The 23,753-nt window shown below is 74.3% G+C and carries 2 protein-coding genes (1 of these 2 running past the window's edge); both read right to left on the reverse strand.

Annotation, left to right across the window (positions count from 1 at the left end; genetic code table 11):
* A complete protein-coding gene (locus C1N81_RS07590; RefSeq protein WP_394437789.1) occupies nucleotides 1-14,985 on the reverse strand; it encodes a type I polyketide synthase in 14,985 nt (4,994 codons plus the stop codon).
* Nucleotides 14,982-23,753 carry the 3' portion of a type I polyketide synthase gene (locus C1N81_RS07595; RefSeq protein WP_394427931.1) on the reverse strand. 3,828 nt of this gene lie beyond the right edge of the window, so only the last 8,772 of its 12,600 coding nucleotides appear in the window; the start codon falls outside the window, past its right edge — the gene reads right to left on this strand; it ends in the stop codon at nucleotides 14,982-14,984. Before C1N81_RS07595 ends, C1N81_RS07590 begins: the two co-directional genes overlap by 4 nt.

Consider the following 23,753-nt stretch of genomic DNA (forward strand, 5'->3'; position numbering starts at 1 on the left):
TCAGGCGTCGTCGAGGTCGCCCTCGAGGAAGGCGCGCAGTTCGTCGTCGGAGACCTCGTCGGCGTCCGCCGGGGCCGCCGGGGCCCCTGCAAGGCCCGCGACACCTTCGAGGCGGTCGAGGAGGCCGCGCAGCCGGGCGCGGAGCTGGTCGTGGAGCGTGTCGTCGAGCGCCGCTCCGCTGAACTCGGTTTCCAGGGCGTCGAGTTGATCGAGGACCGGGGACGGGGCGGGCCGGTCCTCGGGGGTGAGGCGTTCCAGGAGGTGCGCGGCGAGGCGCTCCGGGGTCGGGTAGTCGAACATCAGGGTCGCGGGCAGTCGTACGCCCGCGAGGGCGCCGATGCGGTTGCGGAGTTCGACGGCGGTCAGGGAGTTGAATCCGCTGTCGAGGAAGCCTCCTTCGGGGTCGAGGGCGTCGGGGCTGTCGTGGCCGATGACGAGGGCCGCCTGGGTGAGGACGGCGTCCAGGGCGGCGGCGTGCCGGTCGGCGGGGGCGAGTGCGGCCAGGCGTGCGTTCAGGTCGCCCGGGGCGGGCGCCGCCGAGCCGGTGGCCGCCGCTTCCGCGGGGCGCCGGGTGCGGGCCCGTACGAGGTCGCGGACCAGGTCGGGCACGCTGCCGTCGGAGGCGCGCAGGGCGGCGGGGTCGAGGTCGACGGGCGCGTACCAGGGCTCCGGGGCGCTCAGGGCGGCGTCGAGCAGGGCGAGCGCGTGGTCGCTCTCCATGGGGCGCAGGCCGCTGCGGGCGATGCGGCGCAGGTCGGCGTCGCCGAGTTTGCCGGTCATGCCGCTGCGTTCGGCCCACAGGCCCCAGGCGAGCGAGCGGACCCGGCGCTCGGGGGTGTCGTGGCGGGCGGCGAAGGCGTCCAGGAAGGCGTTGGCGGCCGAGTAGTTGGCCTGGCCGACGCCGCCGAAGGTGCCGGCGACCGAGGAGAACAGGACGAGGTCCGTGTCGCTGTCGCGGGTCAGTTCCTCCAGGAGGACGGCGGCGTCGGCCTTGGCGCGCAGCACGGTGTCGACGCGTTCGGGGGTCAGGGACTGCACGATGCCGTCGTCGAGGACGCCGGCGGTGTGGAGGACGGTGGTCAGCGGTCGGTCGGCGGGCACCGCGCCGAGCAGCGCCGTCAGGGCGTCGCGGTCGGCGACGTCGCAGGCGGCGACGGTGACGTGGGCGCCGAGTCCGGTGAGTTCCTCGCGGAGTTCGGGCATCCCCTCGGCGGCTTCGCCGCGCCGCCCGGCGAGGACCAGGGAGCGGGCGCCGTGGGCGGTGACGAGGTGACGGGCGATGCGCCGGCCGAGGACGCCACCGGCTCCGGTGATCAGGACGGTGCCGTCGCCGGGTGCGCGGTCCGTGGGCGCTGCGGGGGTGTCCGCCGGGCTGACCCGGGCGAGACGCGGGGTCAGTGCGACCCCGTCGCGCAGGGCGATCTCGCTCTCCTCCAGGACCGGCAGGGAGGCGATCCGTGCCAGCGACGCGGCGCTGCCGTCGTGGTCGACGAGGACGAAGCGCCCCGGGTTCTCGGCGCGTGCCGCGCGGACCAGGCCCCATACGGCGGCCTGCGCGGGGTCGGTGTGCGGCCGGTCGTCGGCGCCGGTGGCGACGGCGTTCCGGGTGAGCACCACGAGCCGGGAGCCGGCCAGGTCGTCCTCGGCGAGCCATGCGGTGACCAGGCGCAGGGCGTGCGCGGTGGCGTGCCGGGTGGCGGCGCCGAGGTCCTCGTCCCCGTACGTCTGCGGGACGGCGGCGAGTACGGCGCCGGGTACGCCGAGCGCGCCGGTGGCGGCGGCCAGTTCGGCCGGATCGGTGTGCCGGACGGCGTCCGCGAGCCAGGGTGCCGCGTCGCCGAGCACGTGCGGGGCGCCCGCCGAAGCCGCTTCGGGTGCGGCGGGTGTCCAGCGCAGGCGGTGAAGGGCGCCGCGGCCCGGGGCGGCCGGGAGGGCGCTGGTGTCCACCGGGCGGAGCGTGAGGGCGCCGATGTCGGCGACGGGCTGGCCTGTGCCGTCGAGGAGCGCCACCCGGTAGGTGTGCTCCGCGTCGGGGGTGAGGCGGACGCGCAGGGCGGTGGGCCCGGCGCGGTGCACGGTGATGTCCGAGAAGGTGAACGGGACGACCGTGCCTCCGTCCCGCTGGCCGGCGGCGAGAGCCACCGTGTGCAGGGCCGCGTCGAGGAGGGCGGGGTGGACGCGGAACCGGTCGGTGCCCTGGAGGTGTTCGCCGTCCTCGGGGGCGATCTCCGCGTACACCGTGTCGCCGTCGCGCCAGGCGGCGCGCAGTCCGCGGAAGGCGGGCCCGTAGGCGAAGCCTCCGGCGGCGATGCGCTCGTACAGCCCGCCCACCGCTACCTCGGTGGCGCCGGGCGGCGGCCACGCGGCGGGAAGGGGTGCGGGGGCGATGGGCGCCGGATTGTCGCTGAGGGTGCCTTCGGCGTGCCGGGTCCAGGCGCCGGAAGTGTCGGCGGTCCTGGAGTGCACGGTGAGGGCGCGGTCGCCGTGGGCGTCGGCCGCGGTGACGGCGACCTGGAGCTGGACGGCGCCGTTCTCGGGGAGGACGAGCGGAGTTTGCAGGGTCAGGTCCGCGACGCGGACGGCTCCGGTGTGGGCGCAGGCCTCCATGGCGAGGTCGAGGAAGGCGGTGCCGGGGAAGAGAATGCGGCCGTCGAGCGCGTGGTCGGCGAGCCAGGGCCTGCCGTCCACGGAGACGGTGCCGGTCAGGACGGTCCCGGCGCTCTCGGCGAGCGGGACGGCTCCGGTCAGCAGGCCGTGGTGCACGGCGTCGAGGTCCGTGCGGTCGGTGTCGGGTCCGGTCGTCTCCAGCCAGTAACTGCGGCGCTGGAAGGGGTAGGTGGGCAGCTCGGTGCGGCGGGCGCCGGTGGGGGCGAACCAGGTGTCCCAGTCGACGCGGTGGCCGTGCGTGTGGAGCCGGGTGAGCGCGGAGGTCAGCGAGGACTCCTCCTCCGTGTCGCGGCGCAGGGTCGGCACGAGCGTGGCGTCGCCGTCGACGCAGTCGCCGGCGAGGGCCGTCAGGACTCCGCCGGGACCGATCTCCACGTACGTGGTGACGCCCTGCTCCTCCAGGGCGCGGACGCCGTCGTGGAAGCGGACACCCTCGCGGACCTGGCGCACCCAGTAGGCGCCGTCGAAGGGTTCGTCGGCGGTGACCGGCCGCCCGGTGACGGTGGAGACGACCGGCAGCGCGGCCTCGGTGTGCCGGAGTCCGCCGGTGTGGGCGGCGAAGGCGTCGATCATGCCGTCCATGTGGTGCGAGTGGAAGGCGTGGCTGACGTTGAGGCGGTGCGTCTTGCGTCCTTGGGTGGCGAGTTCGGCGGCGACCGCGGTGACCGCGTCCTCGTCGCCGGACAGGACGGTGGCCTGCGGGCTGTTGAGGGCGGCCACCGCCACCCGGCCCTCGTGGGCGGCGAGCAGCGGGGTCACCTCGTCCTCACCGGCCTGTACGGAGATCATGACGCCGCCCGCGGGAAGGTCGCCCATGAGACGGCCGCGCACGGCGACCAGCTCGCAGGCGTCCTCCAGGGTGAGCACGCCCGCGACGTGGGCCGCGGCGATCTCGCCGACGGAGTGGCCGAGCAGCGCGTCGGGCCGTACGTCCAGGCTCTCCAGGAGCCGGTACAGGGCGACCTGTACGGCGAAGAGCCCGGCCTGCGTGTAGGCGGTGCTGTCGAGGAGAGCGGCCTCCTCGGTGTCCGGCTCTGCGAACAGGACGTCGCGCAGCGGCAGTGCGAGGTGGGCGTCCAGGTGGGCGCAGACCTCGTCGAGGGCGTCGGCGAAGGCCTCGTAGCGCTCGTACAGGACGCGTCCGGTGCCTGCCTGCTGGGCGCCCTGTCCGGAGAACAGGAACGCCACCTTGCCGCCGCGGGCCCGGTCCGTGGTGAGCAGCGGGTGCTCGCGGCCGTCGGCGAGGGCGGTGAGCGCCTCGGTCAGGCCGTCCGCGGCGTCGGTGACGACGGCCGCCCGCTCGTCGTGGTGGGCGCGGGTCGTGGCCAGCGACAGGGCGATGTCCGCACGCTCGGTGTCGGGACGGCCAGCCAGGTGGTCGAGGAGGCGGCGGGCCTGGTCGCGCAGTGCGGCGGTGGAGCGGGCGGAGAGCACCCAGGGCAGGACGCCGTCGGTGCGCCCGGCGGGGCGGTCCAGCTCGGCGGCGGCGGGGGCGTCCGGCTCCTGGAGGATGACGTGCGCGTTGGTGCCGGAGACGCCGAACGAGGAGACGCCGGCCCGGCGCGGGGCGTCACCGGGGGTCCAGCCCTGCTCCTCGTGGAGCAGCCGGACGGACCCGGAGGACCAGTCGATGTGCGGCGAGGGCTGCTCGGCGTGCAGGGTGCGCGGAAGGACGCCCTGCCGCATCGCCATCACCATCTTGATGACGCCCGCGACGCCCGAGGCGGCCTGCGTGTGCCCGATGTTGGACTTCAGCGCGCCGAGCCACAGCGGCCGGTCGGCGGGCCGGTCCTGGCCGTAGGTGGCGAGCAGCGCCTGGGCCTCGATGGGGTCGCCGAGGCTGGTCCCTGTGCCGTGCGCCTCGACGGCGTCCACGTCCTGCGGCGACAGTCCGGCGGAGGCGAGGGCCTGCCGGATGACGCGCTGCTGGGCGGGGCCGCTGGGCGCGGTGAGGCCGTTGGAGGCACCGTCCTGGTTGACGGCGGAACCGGCGACCATGGCGAGCACGGGGTGGCCGTTGCGGCGGGCGTCGGAGAGGCGCTCAAGGAGGAGCAGGCCGACGCCTTCGGCCCAGCCCGCGCCGTCGGCGTCCGCGCCGAACGCCTTGCAGCGGCCGTCGGGCGACAGGGCGCGCTGCCGGCTGAACTCGATGAAGGTGTCCGGCGTCGAGATCACGGTGACACCGCCGGCCAGGGCGAGTTCGCACTCCCCGGACCGCAGGGCCTGCACGGCGAGGTGCATCGCCACCAGGGAGGAGGAGCAGGCCGTGTCGACGGTGACCGCGGGCCCTTCCAGGCCGAAGGTGTAGGCGATGCGGCCCGAGGCGACGCTGCTGGCGCTGCCGGTGGCGAGGTAGCCCTCCAGTTCCTCGGGGGCGCGGCGGGCGCGGCTGCCGTAGTCGTTGTAGTTGGAGCCGACGAACACGCCCGCGCGGGCGCCGCGCAGCCGGTCCGGGTCGATCCCGGCGCGCTCGAACGCCTCCCAGGACGTTTCGAGCAGCAGCCGGTGCTGCGGGTCGATCGCGACGGCCTCACGCGGGGCGATGCCGAAGAAGGCCGGGTCGAACCGGTCGGCGTCGTGCAGGAATCCGCCGTGCCGTGCGTAGGAGTGGCCGATGCGCTCGGGGTCGGGGTCGTAGAGGTTCTCGACGTCCCAGCCCCGGTCGGCGGGGAAGGGGGTGATGGCGTCGGTGCCGTCGGCGACCAGGCGCCACAGCTCCTCCGGCGAGGTGACGCCGCCGGGGAAGCGGCAGCCCATGCCGACGATGACGACCGGGTCGTCGTCCACGGCGGCGGTGGGCAGCTGCGGGAGGGCGTCGCCCGCCGTGTCCGCGCCGAACAGTTCGCTGTCCAGGTGGGCGGCGAGGGCGCTGGCGGAGGGGTGGTCGAAGGCGAGCGTGACGGGCAGCCGAAGACCGGTGGACTCGGCGAACCTGTTGCGCAGTTCGACGGCGGTCAGCGAGTCGAAGCCGAGGTCGCGGAAGGCGCGCCCGTCGGGCACGGCGTCGGCGTCGTCGTGGCCGAGCACCGCGGCGGCCTGCGACCTGACCTCGGCGAGCAGCGCGGCCCGGCGCTCGGCGGCCGACAGGGCGGCGAGACGTCGGACGAGCGGCGGCCCGTCGACGGTCTCGGTCTCCTTCTTCGCCGCGCTGTCGGTCTCGACGGCACGGCGCGCCTCGGGGAGTTCGCGCAGTGCGGCGAACGCGCGGGCGGTGATCAGCTTCCAGTCGACGTCGGCGACGATGAGGAACTCCTCGTCCTCGTCGAGCGCCTTCTGCAGGGAGGCGATGGCCAGCTCGGGGTCCATCGGCGGGACGCCGTCGCGGCGCAGCCGCTCGGCGACCTCCTCCCCGACCATGCCGCCGCCGGCCCAGGTGCCCCAGCCGACGGAGGTGGCGGGCAGCCCCTCGGCCCGGCGGCGGGCGGCGAGGGCGTCGAGGAAGGCATTGGCCGCCGCGTAGCTGCCCTGGCCGGGCCCGCCGAGCGTGCCGGCCATGGAGGAGAACAGGACGAACGCGTCGAGGTCGAGGTGGCGGGTGGCTGCGTCGAGGGCGAGCGCGGCATCGGCCTTGGGCCGCATGACGCCGTGCGCGCGCTGCGGGGTCAGCGTGTCGATGACGCCGTCGTCGATGATGCCCGCCGTGTGCACGACGGCGGTCAGCGTGCCGCCGCCGGGCAGGTCGTCGACGAGCCGCCGCACGGCGTCGGCGTCGGCGACGTCACAGGCGACGACGGTCGCCGGAGTCCCCAACCCAGCCAGTTCCGCGACGAGTTCGTCGGCGCCGGGGGCGTCGGGACCGCGCCGGGAGGCGAGCACCAGGTGCTCGGCGCCGCCCCGGGCGAGCCAGCGGGCGACGTGCCGGCCGAGGCCGCCGGTGCCTCCCGTGACCAGGACGGTGCCCGAGGGCCGCCAGGTGCCGCCGGGCCGGGGGCCCTGCCCCGCGCGAACGAGCCGGCGGGAGAAGAGCCCGGACGGACGCACCGCGAGGTGGTCCTCCTCAAGGACGCCGGACAGTGCGGTCACGAGCCGGCGCGCGGCTCGGGGGTCGAGTGTCTCGGGCAGGTCGATCAGGCCGCCCCAGCGCTGCGGGTACTCCAGGGCCGCGATCCGGCCGAGGCCCCAGCTCATCGCCTGGAGCGGGGTGCGCAGCACGTCGCCGCGGTGCACGGAGACGGCGCCGCGGGTCGCGGACCACACGGGGCCGCCGACCCGGACGTCACCGAGCGCCTGGAGCAGCGCGGCGGACAGGACGAGGCCGGTGGGCATGGCGCCTTCGGCGGACCACGGCGACTCGTCCAGGGCGAGCAGCGAGAGCACGCCGCCGATCTCGACGCCGTCGACGCGCTGGTCCACGAGCTCTGCCATACGGTCGCGTTCGGCGGCGTCCCGGTCGGCGACGAGGAGCAGCGCTCCGGCCGACCGCTCGTCGACGGCCGCCTGGACCTGCCGCACCAGCGGGTCGTCCTCGTGTCCGGCGGGCACGACGATCAGCCAGGTGGCGGGGAGGTCGTCGGCGCGGGCGGACCGCTCGGTGCGGGGCTGCCAGGCGACGCGGTAGCGCCACCCGTCGAGCGTGGAGCGGTTGATCCGGTCGCGCCGCCAGGAGGAGAGCGCGGGCACGACCTCGGCGAGGGAGCGCACGTCCTCTATGCCGAGGCTCTCGGCGAGCGAGTCCACGTCGTGGCTGTCGACGCTGGCCCAGAACCCGTCGTCGAGCAGGTCGAAACCGCCGGGAAGCACGCCGTCGGCCTGCTCCCTGACGACCGGCTCCAGCCAGTAGTGGCTGCGCTGGAAGGCATACGTGGGCAACTCGACCTGCCGCGGCGACCGGCCCTCGAAGACCGACGTCCAGTCGACGGTGAGCCCCTTCGCCCAGGCTTCGCCGAGGGAGAGGTAGAAACGGTCGAGGCCGCCTTCACCGCGCCGCAGGGACCCGACGACCGGGGCATCCGAACCGGCAGCCTCGACGGTCTCGGCGACCGGAACGGTAAGCACCGGGTGCGGGCTCATCTCCAGGAACGCGCCATGGCCCTCGGCCACCAGCTTCGCCACAACGGGCGCCAGCTGCACCGTCTGCCGCAGGTTGCGATACCAGTACCCGCCATCGGTCTGACCCGGCTCGACCCACTCCCCCGTCACCGTCGACAGGAACGGCACCGACGGCTCCAAGGCCGTCACCGGAGACAGCAGCTCCGCCAACTCCGACTCGATCGACTCCACATGAGCCGAATGCGAGGCGTAATCCACCTCGATACGACGGACGCGGATGCCCTCGGCGTCGGCGTACGCGACCAACTCATCCAGCGCGTCCGCGTCACCGGAGACCACCGTCGAGGTCGGCCCGTTCACGGCGGCCACCGACACCCGACCCGGCCAACGACCCGCCAGGTCAGCAGCGCCCTCGGCCGCCAGCGCGACCGAGACCATGCCGCCACGACCGGCCAACGCCGTGATCGCACGCGACCGCAACGCCACCACCCGCGCACCATCAGACACACTCAACGCACCCGCCACCACAGCAGCAGCAATCTCACCCTGAGAATGCCCCACCACCGCAGCCGGCTTCACACCGAACGACTCCCACAACGCCGCAAGCGACACCATCACCGCCCACAAAGCGGGCTGTACGACGTCCACCCGGTCGAACCCGGGCGCGCCCTCCTCACCCCGCACGACATCCATCAGCGACCAGTCGACGAACTCGTCCAGGGCGACGGCGCACTCAGCGAACCGTTCCGCGAACACCGGCGAGGATTCGAGGAGTTCGACCGCCATGCCCACCCACTGCGCCCCCTGCCCGGGGAACACGAACACGGGCCGCACGGTCTCGCCGCTGTGCGGGGCGGTGCCCCGGGCGAAGCTCGTGGCGGTGGCGCCGGTGGTCAGGGCGCGGAGGCCGTTCAGGAGGGTGGTGCGGTCGGCGCCGACGACGACGGCGCGCTCCTCAAGAGCGGCGCGGCCGGTCAGCAGGGAGTGCGCGACGTCGAGCGGGTCGGTGTCCGTGCCCTCGATACGGGCCAGGAGCCGCACCGCCTGGTCGCGCAGGGCGGCCTGGGAGCGGGCGGAGATCAGCCAGGGGACGACGGCCGCCGTGTGCTGGTCGTCGGAGGCCGGTGCCGCTTCCTCGGCGGCCCCGATCCCAACGGGCTCCGGCTCTTCGAGGATGACGTGGGCGTTGGTGCCGCTGACTCCGAAGGAGGAGACGCCCGCGCGGCGCGGCCGGTCGTCGCTCCGCTCCCAGGGGCGTGCCTCGGTGAGGATCTCGACCTGCCCCGCCGACCAGTCGACGAACGGGGTGATCTCCTCGGTGTGCAGGGACTTGGGCAGCGTGCCGTGGCGCATGGCCTGCACCATCTTGATGATCCCGGCCATGCCGGACGCGGCCTGCGTGTGCCCGATGTTGGACTTCACCGACCCGAGCCACAACGGCTGCCCGGCCGCGCGCTCCTGCCCGTAGGTGGCAAGCAGCGCCTGCGCCTCGATCGGGTCACCGAGCTTCGTGCCCGTGCCATGGGCCTCGACCACGTCCACGTCCCCGGCGGACAGGTTCGCGTCCGCGAGCGCCGCGCGGATGACCCGCTGCTGGGAGAGGCCGTTGGGGGCGGTGAGGCCGTTGGAGGCGCCGTCCTGGTTGATGGCGGAGCCGCGTACGACGGCCAGGACCTGGTGTCCGTTGGCCCGCGCGTCCGACAGGCGCTCCAGGAGGAGGACGCCGACACCTTCGGCCATGCCCATGCCGTCGGCGCCCGCGCCGAAGGCCTTGCAGCGGCCGTCCACGGCGAGGCCGCGCTGGCGGCTGAAGCCGACCAGGCCGATCGGCTCGCCCATGACGGCGGCGCCGCCGGTCAGCGCGAGGGAGCACTCGCCGGAGCGCAGGGAGCGCATCGCCACGTGCATGGCGACGAGCGCGGAGGAGCACCCGGTGTCCATGGTCACGGCCGGGCCTTCGAGGCCGAGGGTGTAGGAGACGCGGCCGGACGCGATGCTGGTGACGGTGCCGGTGATCAGGTGGCCTTCGAGGCCCTCGGGGACCTCGCCGGTGGCGCCGTAGCCCTGGTGGGAGACGCCGACGAAGACGCCGGTGTCGCTGCCGCGCAGGCTGTCGGGGGCGATGCCGGCCCGCTCCAGGGTCTCCCAGGAGGTTTCGAGGAGGAGCCGCTGCTGCGGGTCCATCGCGGTCGCCTCACGCGGCGAGATCCCGAAGAAGGCGGCGTCGAACTCGCCCGCGTCGTGCAGGAATCCGCCGTCCCGCGCGTACGTGGTGCCCGCCCGGTCGGGGTCGGGGTCGTACAGGTCCTCCACGTTCCAGCCGCGGTCGGCGGGGAGCGGGGAGATCGCGTCGGTGCCGTCGAGGACGAGCCGCCAGAAGTCCTCGGGCGAGTGCGCTCCGCCGGGGAAGCGGCAGCCCATGGAGACGATGGCGATCGGCTCGTCCTCGTGGGCGGGGCGGGTGGCCGGTACGGCGGGGAGCGCGGCAGGCTGCTCGTCGGCGCTGTCGTCGATGAGGTGTCCGCGCAGGTGGCGTACGAGGTCACGGACGTTGGGGTGGTCGAAGACGATGGTGGCGGGCAGGGCCAGGCCGGTCGCCTCGTTGAGGCGGTTGCGCAGTTCGACGGCGGTGAGGGAGTCGAAGCCGAGTTCGCGGAAGGCGCGGGTGGCGGCGACGTCGTTGCCGTCGGCGTAGCCGAGGACGGCGGCGACCTGGGTGCGGACCACGTCGGTGAGGGCCCGCTCGCGTTCGGCGGCGGGCAGGGCGGCGAGCTGTTCGCGCAGTCCGCCGCGCCGGTCGGTGGCGCGGTCGAGAACGGCCTCGTCGGCCTTCATCGCCTCGGCGACCTCGGGCACCTCGTGGAGCAGCGGCCGCGGGTGGGCGGCGGTGAAGACGGGGACGAAGCGCTCCCAGTCGATGTCGGCGACGGCGAGGAAGGTCTCGTCGTGGTCGAGTGCCTGCTGGAGCCCGGCGACGGCGAGGTCGGCGTCCATGAACGGGATGCCGCGCCAGCGCAGTTGCTCGCGTACGACGTTGACGGCCATGCCGCCGCCCTCGGGGCTCCAGATGCCCCATGCGAGGGACGTGCCGGTCAGGCCGCGGGCCCTGCGGTTCTCGGCGAGGGCGTCGACGTAGGCGTTCGACGCGGAGTAGGCGCCGTGGTCGCCGCTGCCCCAGGTGCCCGCGACGGACGAGTACAGGACGAAGGCGTCGAGGCGGTCGTGGTCGAAGAGCACGTCGAGGTTCGCGGCACCGAGCAGTTTCGCGCGGGCGCCCTCGGCGAAGAAGTCGAGCTCGGTGTCGGCGAGCGGCGCGAGCATCCCGACGCCCGCGGTGTGGACGACGGTACGGATGGCGGGCCCGTCGGCCTCGACCTGCTCGACGAGGCGGCGCAGCGCGTCCCGGTCGGCGACGTCGCAGGCCGCGATGGTGACCCGGCAGCCGAGGCCGGTCAGCTCCCGCTCCAGTTCGGCCGCGCCGGGCGCGTCGGCCCCGTGGCGGCTGGTCAGGACGAGGTGCTCGGCGCCGCTGCGGGCCAGGAGCCGGGCGGTGTGGGCGCCGAGGCCGCCGGTGCCGCCGGTGACGAGCGCGGCGCCGCCGGTGCGCCAGGTGCGCGGGGCGCTCCGGCCGGCGAGCGGCGCGCGGACGAGGCGGCGGATGTGGGCATCGCGCCCGCGCAGGGCGACCTGGTCCTCGTCGCCGCGGGCGGCGAGGAGGGCGACCAGTCCGTGGGCGGTGTCGTCGTCCACGTCGGCGGGGAGGTCGATCAACCCGCCCCAGCGGCGCGGCTGTTCGAGGGCGACGACACGGCCGAAGCCCCACAGGGCGCCCTGGACCGGGTGGTCGACGGCGTCCCCCTGGGCGCCGGTGGCGACGGCTCCGCTGGTGAGGAACCACATCTTGGCGTCGATGTCGGCGTCGAGCAGCCCTTGGACGAGCAGCAGCGAGGAGACCATCGCCGCGGTCGCCCCGGGGTGCGCGGGTGCCGGGCGCTCGTCGAGGGCGAGCAGCGAGACGACGCCCTGTACGGAGTCGGCGCCGGATTCGGTGCCGGATTCGGTGCCGGAGTCGGTGCCGGAGTCGGTGCCGGTCTGGGCGACGGCGGCGGTCAGCCGGGCGGCGATCCGCTCGCGGTCGAGGTCGTCGTCGGCCATGACTAGGGTGACGACGGTCGCCCCGGCCCGGCCCATCGCCCCGGCGACCCCGCTGACGAGCGGCGAACCCAGCTGCTCCGCGGGCACCGCGAGCAGCCAGGTGCCCTTGAGTTCGTGGTCCTCCGGCAGGCGGTGCGGCCGCCACACGACCCGGTAGCGCCAGCTGTCGAGGCGGGCACGGCCCTGTCGTCCCCGGTGCCAGGCGGAGAGCGCGGGCACGAGGTCGCCGAGACCGTCAGTTCCCTCCAGGCCGAGCGTCCCGGCGAGCGCCTCCAGGTCGCCTTCCTCGACGCTGCGCCAGAACTGCTCCTGCGCGGGGTCCGCGTCGGCCTGCGCCTTGGGCAGGTCGAGCCAGTAGCGGCTGCGCTGGAACGCGTAGGTCGGCAGGTCGACCCGGCGCGGCGACAGCTCCGCGAAGGCGGCGGCCCAGTCGACGGCGACGCCCTTCGCCCAGGCCTCGCCGAGGGAGAGGTAGAAGCGGTCGAAGCCGCCTTCGCCACGCCGCAGGGACCCGACGACCGGAGCGTCCGAACCGGCCGCCTCGACGGTCTCGGCGACCGGGACGGCCAGGACCGGGTGCGGGCTCATCTCCAGGAACGCGCCGTGGCCCTCGGCGACCAGCGCGGCGACGGCGGGTTCCAGCTGCACGGTCTGGCGCAGGTTGCGGTACCAGTACCGGCCGTCCGTGACAGCGGAGTCGATCCACTCCCCCGTCACGGTGGACAGGAACGGCACGGACGGCTCCAGGGCCGTCACCGAACCCAGAACGTCCGCCAACTCGTCCTCGATGGACTCCACATGGGCCGAGTGCGAGGCGTAGTCGACCTCGATGCGGCGGACGCGGATGCCCTCGGCGTCGGCGTACGTGACCAGCTCATCCAGCGCGTCGGCGTCACCGGAGACCACCGTCGAGGTCGGCCCGTTCACCGCGGCCACCGACACCCGATCCGTCCAGCGATCGGCCAACTCCTGAGCACCCTGCGCCGGAAGGGCGACCGAGACCATGCCGCCACGACCGGCCAACGCCGTGATCGCACGCGACCGCAACGCCACCACCCGAGCACCATCAGACACACTCAACGCACCCGCCACCACAGCGGCAGCGATCTCGCCCTGAGAGTGCCCCACCACCGCGGCGGGCTTCACACCGAAGGACTCCCACAGCGCCGCAAGCGACACCATCACGGCCCACAAAGCGGGCTGTACGACGTCCACCCGGTCGAACCCGGGCGCGCCCTCCTCACCCCGCACGACATCCATCAACGACCAGTCGACGAACTCGTCCAGCGCGACGGCACACTCCTGGAACCGCGCCGCGAACACCGGCGAGGAGTCGAGAAGCTCGACCGCCATGCCCACCCACTGCGCCCCCTGCCCGGGGAACACGAAGACGGGGTCCGCGCTCTCGCTCTCGGCGAGGCCGCGGGCGGCGGTCGCGGGCTGTTCGCCGCGGGCCAGGGCGTGCAGGCCGTTCAGGAGCGTCGTGCGGTCGGCGCCGACGACGACGGCGCGCTCCTCAAGAGCGGCGCGGCCGGTGGCGAGGGCGTGGGCGACGTCGACGGCGGACAGCTCGGCGGACTCGACGCGGTCGGCGAGCCGCCGCGCCTGCTCCCGCAGTGCGGTGTCCGAGCGGGCCGAAAGCAGCCAGGGCAGCGCGGCACCGGCCGGCGCGGCGTCCTCGCCGGCCGGCGCGGCGTCCTCGACGGCCGTCTCCTCGGCGGGCTCGGGGGCCGGCGCCTGCTCCAGGACGACGTGGGCGTTGGTGCCGCTGCCGCCGAAGGAGGAGACGCCCGCGCGGCGCGGCCGACCGGTCTCGGGCCAGTCGACGGCCTCGGTGAGCAGGCGCAGGGTGCCGGATGACCAGTCGACGTGCGGGGTGATCTCCTCGCCGTGCAGCGACTCGGGCGCCACGCCGTGGCGCAGCGACTCGACCATCTTGATGACGCCGGCGACACCGGAAGCGGCTTGCGTGTGGCCGACGTTGGACTTGAGGGAGCCGATCCACAGCGGGGTGTCGGCGTCGCGTTCCTTGCCGTAGGTGGCGAGGAGCGCCTGGGCCTCGATCGGGTCGCCGAGTTTGGTGCCCGTGCCGTGGGCCTCGACCACGTCGACGTCCGCGGCCGTCAGGCCCGCGTCGGACAGTGCGGCGCGGATGACGCGCTGCTGGGAGGGCCCGTTCGGCGCGGTCAGGCCGTTCGAGGCGCCGTCCTGGTTGATCGCCGAGCCGCGGATGACCGCGAGGACCTGATGGCCGTTGGCCCGCGCGTCCGACAGGCGCTCCAGGAGCAGGACGCCCACGCCCTCGCCCCAGCCGGTGCCGTCGGCGCCCGCGGCGAAGGGCTTGCAGCGGCCGTCGGCGGCGAGTCCGCGCTGGCGGCTGAACTCGATGAAGTTGCGCATGCTGGCCATGACGGTGACGCCGCCCGCGACGGCCATGGAGCACTCGCCGGACCGCAGGGCCCGCACGGCGAGGTGGAGGGCCACAAGGGACGAGGAGCACATGGTGTCGAGGCTGACGGCCGGGCCCTCGAAGCCGAAGTTGTAGGCGATGCGGCCGGACAGGACGGCGGCGGACCCGCCGGTCAGCAGGTGTCCCTCGATGCCCTCGGGGGCGCGGGTGCCGTCGGGCGCGTACGCCTGGTTGCTGGCGCCGACGAAGACACCGGTGGAGCTGCCGCGCAGGGTGGTGGGGTCGATGCCGCCGCGTTCGAACGCCTCCCAGGTGGTCTCCAGGAGGAGCCGCTGCTGCGGGTCCATCGCGGTCGCCTCACGCGGCGAGATCTCGAAGAAGCCCGCGTCGAACTCGGCCGCGTCGTGGAGGAAGGCGCCCTGGCGGACGTAGCTGGTCCCGATGTGCTCGGGGTCGGGGTCGTACAGCGCGTCGATGTCCCAGCCACGGTCGGTCGGCAGATCCGAGACGGTGTCGACGCCGTCGGCGACGATCCGCCACAGGTCCTCGGGGCTGCGCACTCCGCCGGGCATGTGGCAGGCGGTGGCCACGATGGCGACGGGCTCGTGCGCCCGCGTCTCCAGTTCGGTGAGTCTGCCGCGGGTCTGCCGCAGGTCCGTGGTGACGCGCTTGAGGTAGTCCCGCAGCTTGTCCTCGGTGTTGTCCGTGTTGGCCATGCCAGTCAGCCCTTCGAGAATCGGGATGTCGTGTCGGGGACCGCTCAGGAGATCCCGAGTTCCTTGTCGATCAGGTCGAACATGTCCTGGTCGGAGGCGCCGACCAGTTCCTCGTCGACGGCCGCGGGGGCCGTGTCGCCGGTGGCGGCGGACGCGGTCCAGGAGTCGAGCAGGCCGCGCAGCGCGTCGACGAGTTCCCGCCGGCCCGCCGGGTCGGAGTCGGCGCGGTAGGCCGCCTCGATCTCCCGGAGCCGGGGGTCGAGGCCGGTGGCGCCGTCGTCGTCGGCCGGGAACAGCTCGGCGCCCAGGTGGTCGGCGAGCGCGTTCGGCGTGGGGTGGTCGAAGACGAGCGTCGCGGAGAGCTTGGTGCCGAGGGCGGCGCCGAGCCTGTTGCGCAGCTCCACGGCGGTCAGGGAGTCGAAGCCCATGTCGCGGAACGCCTTGCCCGGCTTGACCGCCTCGGCCGCTCCGTCACCGAGGACCGCGCCGACGTGCGTACGGATCAGCTCGGCAAGGCGACGCCTGCGCTTGGCCGGGGGCAGTGCGGTCAGCTCGGCGCGCAGCCCGCCCAGGGCCGGGGCCCCGTCCGCCGCGTCCCCGGCCTGCTCGGCGGCGTCGGCGGCGTCAGTGGTCGACAGCGCCTGGACGTCCGGGATCTCGTCGATGAGGGGACGGTGCCCGTGGGCCCAGTAGGCCGGGACGAAGCGGTCCCAGCGGATGTCCGCCACGACGACGGTCGCGTCGTCCGCCGTCACCGACTCGCGCAGGGCGCGGACGGCGAGCCGGGGCTCCATCGCGGGCACGCCGCGCCGGAGCAGCTGCTCCGCCACCTCGGCGTCGACCATGCCGCCGCCCGCCCAGGCACCCCACGCGACGGAGGTCGCGGGCAGCCCGGCGGCTCGGCGCCGCTCGGCGAAGGCGTCGAGGTGGGCGTTGGCCGCCGCGTACGGTCCCTGGCCGCCGTTGCCCCAGACCCCGGCGCCGGAGGAGAAGAGCACGAAGGCGTCCAAGGGGTGCCCGGCGAGCAGGTCGTGCAGGTTCTGGGCGCCGACGACCTTGGCGTGCATCAGGTCGACCGCCTCGCCCGCGTCGACCTCGGTGAGGGGCCGCGCCTGGTCGACGGCGCCCGCGGTGTGCACGACCGCCGTCAGCGCGGGCTCGGCGGGCAGACCGGCCAGGAGCGCGGCGAGCGCGGCCCGGTCGGCGACGTCGCAGGCGGCGATCGTCACCCGGCAGCCGAGATCGGCCAACTCCCGCCCCAGCTCGGCCGCCCCGGGCGCGTCGGGGCCGCGCCTGCTGGTCAGGACGAGGTGCTCGGCACCCTCCCGGGCGAGGTCCCGGGCGACGTGGGCGCCGAGCGCGCCCGTACCACCGGTGACCAGGACCGTCCCGCGCGGCTGCCACGCGGACGCCCCGCCGGAATGTGCGGCGCCGAGCGGGGAGCGCACCATGCGGCGGACCCGGACGCCCACGGCACCGGCCCGCAGCGCGAACTCGCTCTCCTTGGCCGTACCTTCACCCCCGGCCAGCAGGGCGGGCAGGTGGGCCAGCACGTCAGCGTCGGCGGCATCGGTGGCCGGGAGGTCGACCAGGCCCCCGGCCCGCTCGGGGTCGTCGAGCGCGGCGACCCGGAGGAGGCCCCAGACGGCGGCCTGATCCGCGTTCGGCGTCCGCTCGTCGTCGGTGTCGACGGTGACGGCCCCGCGGGTCAGCGTCCACAGACCGGCGCGGACCCCGGCGTCGTCGAGGGCCTGGCTCAACGCCATGGAGGCCAGCAGTCCCTTGGTGACACCGGGGCTGCGCTTGTCCGGCTCGTCGTCGAGGGCGAGCAGCGACAGCACTCCCGCCGGTACCCCTCCCGCGTCCAGGACTGCGGCGTCGAGCAGTTCGGCGAGGACCGCACGGTCCGCCTGCTCGGGCACGACGACCGGCACGACGCCGGCCCCCGACTCCGTCAGCACCCGACGGGTACGCGCGGTCAGGTCGTCACCGTCCCGGGCCTCCGGCACGACGAGCAGCCAGTCGCCGGTGAGGGCGCCACTGCCAGGAGCGGCGAACGGCTTCCACACCACCCGGTAGCGCCAGTCGTCGAGCACGTTCCGCTCGCGACGGGCGGTGCGCCAGGCGGCCAGGGCAGGGACGACGGCGTCCAGCCCCTCCTCGACACCGAGCGTGCCGGCGAGCGCCTCCAGGTCGCCTTCCTCGACGGTCCGCCAGAACTGCTCCTCGACGGGGTCGGCGGCGACCTGCGCCTTGGGCACCTCAAGCCAGTATCGACGGCGCTGGAAGGCATAAGTCGGCAAGTCGACCTGGCGAGGAGACAGACCATCGAAGGCAGGCGCCCAATCGACGGCAACGCCCCGCGCCCAGGCTTCGCCGAGGGAGAGGTAGAAACGGTCGAGGCCGCCTTCGCCGCGCCGCAGGGACCCGACGACCGGGGCATCCGAACCGGCAGCCTCGACGGTCTCGGCGACCGGAACGGTAAGCACCGGGTGCGGGCTCATCTCCAGGAACGCGCCATGGCCCTCGGCCACCAGCTTCGCCACAACGGGCGCCAGCTGCACCGTCTGCCGCAGGTTGCGATACCAGTACCCGCCATCGGTCTGACCCGGCTCGACCCACTCCCCCGTCACCGTCGACAGGAACGGCACCGACGGCTCCAAGGCCGTCACCGGAGACAGCAGCTCCGCCAACTCCGACTCGATCGACTCCACATGAGCCGAATGCGAGGCGTAATCCACCTCGATACGACGGACGCGGATGCCCTCGGCGTCGGCGTACGCGACCAACTCATCCAGCGCGTCCGCGTCACCGGAGACCACCGTCGAGGTCGGCCCGTTCACGGCGGCCACCGACACCCGACCCGGCCAACGACCCGCCAGGTCAGCAGCGCCCTCGGCCGCCAGCGCGACCGAGACCATGCCGCCACGACCGGCCAACGCCGTGATCGCACGCGACCGCAACGCCACCACCCGCGCACCATCAGACACACTCAACGCACCCGCCACCACAGCAGCAGCAATCTCACCCTGAGAATGCCCCACCACCGCAGCCGGCTTCACACCGAACGACTCCCACAACGCCGCAAGCGACACCATCACCGCCCACAACACGGGCTGAACCACATCCACCCGATCGAACCCGGGCGCACCCTCCACACCCCGCACCACATCGGTGAGCGACCAGTCCACAAACTCACTCAACGCCGCAGCACACTCAGCGAACCGCGCCGCGAACACCGGCGACGAGTCGAGGAGCTCGACCGCCATCCCCACCCACTGCGCCCCCTGCCCCGGGAACACGAACACCGGGGACGACGCCGCGGCCACCACCGAGCCCGACACCACCGGCTCCCCCGCGACCACCACCGACCGGCACTCGAACGCCGACCGCGACCGCCACAACGACCACGCCACATCCACCGGGTCCGCGGGTGTGGACTCCAGGTGTGCGGTCAGCTGACGGACCTGGGCGGTCAGTGCCTCTTCGGTCCGGGCGGAGACCAGGAAGGGCAGGGCGGGCGCGGACTCACGGACCGGGGCAGGTTCTTCGCCGGCCGGTTGTGGGGCCTCGACGATGACGTGGGCGTTGGTGCCGCTGATGCCGAAGGACGACACCCCGGCCCGGCGCGGACGCCCGTCCGGCTCCGCCCAGTCCCGGGTCTGCGCCAGCAGCTCGACCGTGCCCGTGGACCAGTCGACGATCGGGGACGGTTCCTCCGCCCTGAGGGACATGGGCAGCGTGCCGTGGCGCATGGCCTGCACCATCTTGATGATCCCGGCCATGCCGGACGCGGCCTGCGTGTGCCCGATGTTGGACTTCACCGACCCCAGCCACAACGGCTGCCCGGCCGCCCGCTCCTGCCCGTAGGTGGCAAGCAGCGCCTGCGCCTCGATCGGGTCACCGAGCTTGGTGCCCGTGCCGTGGGCCTCGACCACGTCCACGTCCCCGGCGGACAGGTGCGCGTCCGCGAGCGCCGCGCGGATGACCCGCTGCTGGGAGGGCCCGTTCGGGGCGGTGAGGCCGTTCGACGCGCCGTCCTGATTGATCGCCGAGCCGCGTACGACACCGAGGACCTGGTGCCCGTTGGCCCGCGCGTCGGAGAGGCGCTCCAGGAGCAGGACGCCGACGCCCTCGGAGAGCGCGAAGCCGTCCGCGTCGGCGGCGAAGGGCTTGCAGCGGCCGTCGGCGGCGAGCGCGCGCTGCCGACTGAAGGCGACGAACGCACCCGGTCCCGACATCACCGTGGCGGCGCCCGCCAGCGCGAGGCGGCACTCGCCCGCGCGCAGGGCACGGACGGCGAGGTGCAGGGCGACGAGCGACGAGGAGCAGGCCGTGTCGACCGTGACCGCCGGCCCCTCCAGACCCAGCGCGTACGCGATGCGGCCGGAGGCGACGCTGGCCGCCGCGCCGGTGGCGAGGTATCCCTCGTTGTCGCCGGACGCGGCGCGCAGCTGGGTGGCGTACTCCTGGTCGGTGAGGCCGACGTAGACGCCGGTGGAGCTGCCCCGCAGGCTCTTCGGGTCGATTCCGGCCCGCTCCAGGGTCTCCCAGGAGGTTTCGAGAAGGAGCCGCTGCTGCGGGTCCATCGCGGTCGCCTCGCGCGGCGAGATGCCGAAGAAGGCGGCGTCGAACTCGCCCGCGCTGTCGAGGAACCCGCTCTCGCGCACGTAGCTGGTGCCGAGGTGGTCGGGGTCGGGGTCGTAGAGGGCGGCCAGGTCCCAGCCCCGGTCGGTGGGGAGCGGGGTGATCGCGTCGGTGCCGTCGAGGACCAGCCGCCACAGGTCTTCCGGGGTGCGGACGCCGCCGGGGAAGCGGCAGCCCATGGAGACGATGGCGATCGGGTCGTCGTCCTCGTCGTCGCCCGCGCCCCGGAGGTCCGCCGCGCGCGCCACCTCGGTCCCCGGCCGCGTGTCCGTCTGCTCGTGGTCCTGTGCCCCGAACGCGACGTCGTCGAGGAAGGCGGCGAGTGCGGAGATGCTGGGGTGGTCGAAGACAACGGTGGTGGGGAGTTTGAGGCCGGAGGCGCGGTGCAGCCGGTCGCGCAGGGCGACGGCGGTGAGGGAGTCGAAGCCCAGGTCCTTGAACGCGGCCTCCACGCTGACGGCCTCGGTGTCGGCGTGGCCCAGTGCGGCCGCCACATGGGTGGCGACGAGCGTCCGCAGTGCGGCGAGTCGACGGGCGGGCGGGAGGTCGGCCAGGGCGCGGAGCGCGGCGGAGGTCTCGTCGCCGTCCTTGACCGCTGTGTCGGTGTTCTCGGCCTGTGCGCTGGGCAGTTCGGCCAGCAGGGCGCTGCTGCGCACCGAGGTGAAGACCTCGGCGAAACGGCGCCAGTCGACGTCGGCGACCGCGACGACCGTGTCGTCGTGGTCGAGGGCCTGCTGCAGCCCGGCGACGGCGGCGCTCGGCCGGATGACGGGGACGCCCCTGCGGCGCAGGTCGTCCTGGACGGACTCGGCGATCATGCCGCCGCCCGCCCACGGTCCCCAGGCGACGGAGAGCACCGGGGCGCCGTCGGCGCGGCGGCGTTCGGCGCGGGCGTCGAGGATCGCGTTGGCCGCGCCGTACGCGGCGTGGTCGGCGACGCCCCACGTACCGGAGATCGACGAGAAGTAGACGACGGCGTCGAGCTCGGCGGCGTCGAGGACCTCGTCGAGGCGGGCGGCGCCGAGGACCTTCCCGGACAGGGTGGCGGCGAGGTCGTCGACGCCGGTCTCCGCCATCGGGCCGAGCACGCTGACGCCCGCCGCGTGAACGACAGAACGTACGGGGCTGCCGTCCTCGGCGAGGCTGCCGACCAGGCCGGCAAGGGCGTCGCGGTCCGCGGTGTCGCAGGCGGCGACGGTGAGCCGGGTGCCCTGGGCCGCGAGTTCGTCCCGCAGGTCGGCCAGGTGGGCGCCGTCACCGCGGCGGCCGGTGAGGACGAGGTGGTCCGCTCCCCGCGCCGCCAGCCAACGGGCGACGTGGGCGCCGAGCGCGCCGGTACCGCCGGTGACAAGGACCGTGCCGCGCGGCTTCCACTCGCGCGGGGCCGCCTTGCCGCCGGTGGCCGCGTGGACAAGGCGACGGCCGTACGCCGTGCCGTCGCGCAGGGCCACCTGGTCCTCCGCGGTGCCCGCCGTGACGGTGTCCAGGAGCAGGTCGACGGCCTGGTCGGTCCCGGCGGCCGGGAGGTCCACGAGCCCGCCCCACCGCTTGGGGTGTTCCAGGGCGGCGACCCGGCCGAGGCCCCACACACCGGCCTGCCCGGGCGCGGTCGGCGCGTCCTGCGGACCGGTGCCCACGGCACCCCGGGTCACACACCACAGCGGTGCGTCGATCTCCGCGCCGCCGAGGGCCTGGACGAGCGTGAGGGTCCCGGCGAGGCCTAGCGGCACGGCGGGCTGCCGCGGGTGCGGGCGCTCGTCCAGGGCCAGGAGCGACAGCACCCCGGCGTAGTCGGCCGACCCGGCGCCGGACTCCGCGAGCAGAGTGGCGAACGCGGCACCGTCCAGGTCTCCGGCGGCGGTCACGACGACCGCACGGTCGCCGCGTGTCTCCAGCGCGGACAGCACCTCGGCGACGAGCCGATCGTCGCCCAACTGCTCCGGGACGACGAGCAGCCAGGTCCCGCCGATCGACGCCGGCGCGGCGACGGGCAGGGGCCTCCACTCCGTGCGATACCTCCAGCCGTCGACCGCGCCCCGCTCGCGACGGGCGGTGCGCCAGGCGGCCAGGGCAGGGACGACCGCGTCCAGCCCCTCCTCGACACCGAGCGTGCCGGCGAGCGCCTCCAGGTCACCTTCCTCGACGGTCCGCCAGAACTGCTCCTCGACAGGGTCGGCGGCGACCTGCGCCTTCGGCACCTCAAGCCAGTAACGGCGGCGCTGGAAGGCATAAGTCGGCAAATCGACCTGGCGAGGAGACAGACCATCGAACGCAGGCGCCCAATCGACGGCAACGCCCCGCGCCCAGGCCTCACCGAGGGAGAGGTAGAAGCGGTCGAGGCCGCCTTCACCGCGCCGCAGCGAACCCACCACGACCGCATCCGCGCCCGCGTCCTCGACGGTCTCGGCGACCGGGACCGTCAGGACCGGGTGCGGGCTCATCTCCAGGAACGCGCCGTGGCCCTCGGCGACCAGCGCGGCGATGGCGGGCGCCAGCTGCACGGTCTGGCGCAGGTTGCGGTACCAGTACCGGCCGTCCGTGACAGCGGAGTCGATCCATTCCCCCGTCACGGTGGACAGGAACGGAACGGACGGCTCCAGGGCCGTCACCGAACCCAGAACGTCCGCCAACTCGGCCTCGATGGACTCCACATGGGCCGAGTGCGAGGCGTAGTCGACCTCGATGCGGCGGACGCGGATGCCCTCGGCGTCGGCGTACGTGACCAGCTCATCCAGCGCGTCGGCGTCACCGGAGACCACGGTCGAGGTCGGCCCGTTCACGGCGGCCACCGACACCCGACCCGTCCAGCGATCGGCCAACTCCTGAGCACCCTGCGCCGGAAGCGCAACCGAGACCATGCCGCCACGACCGGCCAACGCCGTGATCGCACGCGACCGCAACGCCACCACCCGAGCACCATCAGACACACTCAACGCACCCGCCACCACAGCAGCAGCAATCTCACCCTGAGAATGCCCCACCACCGCAGCCGGCTTCACACCGAACGACTCCCACAACGCCGCAAGCGACACCATCACCGCCCACAACACAGGCTGCACCACGTCCACCCGGTCGAACCCGGGCGCACCCTCCACACCCCGCACCACATCCATCAACGACCAGTCAACGAACTCGTCCAGCGCGACGGCACACTCCTCGAACCGCGCCGCGAACACCGCAGAGGAGTCGAGAAGCTCGACCGCCATCCCCACCCACTGCGCCCCCTGCCCCGGGAACACGAACACCGGGGACGACGCCGCGGCCACCGCCGAGCCCGACACCACCGGCTCTCCCCCGACCACCACCGACCGGCACTCGAACGCCGACCGCGACCGCCACAACGACCACGCCACATCCACCGGGTCATGGGTCGTGGTGTCGGCGGTGAACTCCGCGAGCCGCCGCTCCTGTTCCGCGAGCGCGGACGGGGTGCGGGCGGACACGAGCCAGGGCAGGGTGACGGCGCTCTCGGGCTTGTCGGTGACGACGGGCTCGGGTGCGGCTTCGAGGATGACGTGGGCGTTGGTGCCGCTGATCCCGAAGGACGACACCGCGGCCCGGCGCGGACGCCCGTCGGGCTCCGCCCAGTCCCGGGTCTGCGCCAGCAGCTCCACCGCGCCGGACTGCCAGTCGACGAGCGGCGAGGGGGCTTCGGCGTGCAGGGACCTCGGGAGGAGTTCCGCCCGCATGGCCTGCACCATCTTGATGACGCCGCCGACTCCTGCCGCGGCCTGGGCGTGACCGATGTTGGACTTCAACGACCCCAGCCACAACGGCTGCTCGGCCGCGCGCTCCTGCCCGTAGGTGGCAAGCAGCGCCTGCGCCTCGATCGGGTCGCCGAGCTTGGTGCCCGTGCCATGGGCCTCGACCACGTCCACGTCCCCGGCCGACAGGCCTGCATCGGCCAGTGCCGCGCGGATGACCCGCTGCTGGGAGAGGCCGTTCGGCGCGGTCAGGCCGTTCGACGCGCCGTCCTGATTGATCGCCGAGCCGCGTACGACACCGAGCACCTGGTGGCCATTGGCCCGCGCCTCCGACAGGCGCTCCAGGAGCAGAACGCCCACACCTTCGGCCCAGTTGGTGCCGTCCGCGTCGGCGGCGAAGGGCTTGCAGCGGCCGTCGGCGGCGAGTCCGCGCTGGCGGCCGAACTCGACGAACATGCCGGGGCT

The organism is Streptomyces sp. SGAir0957, assembly GCF_043523415.1.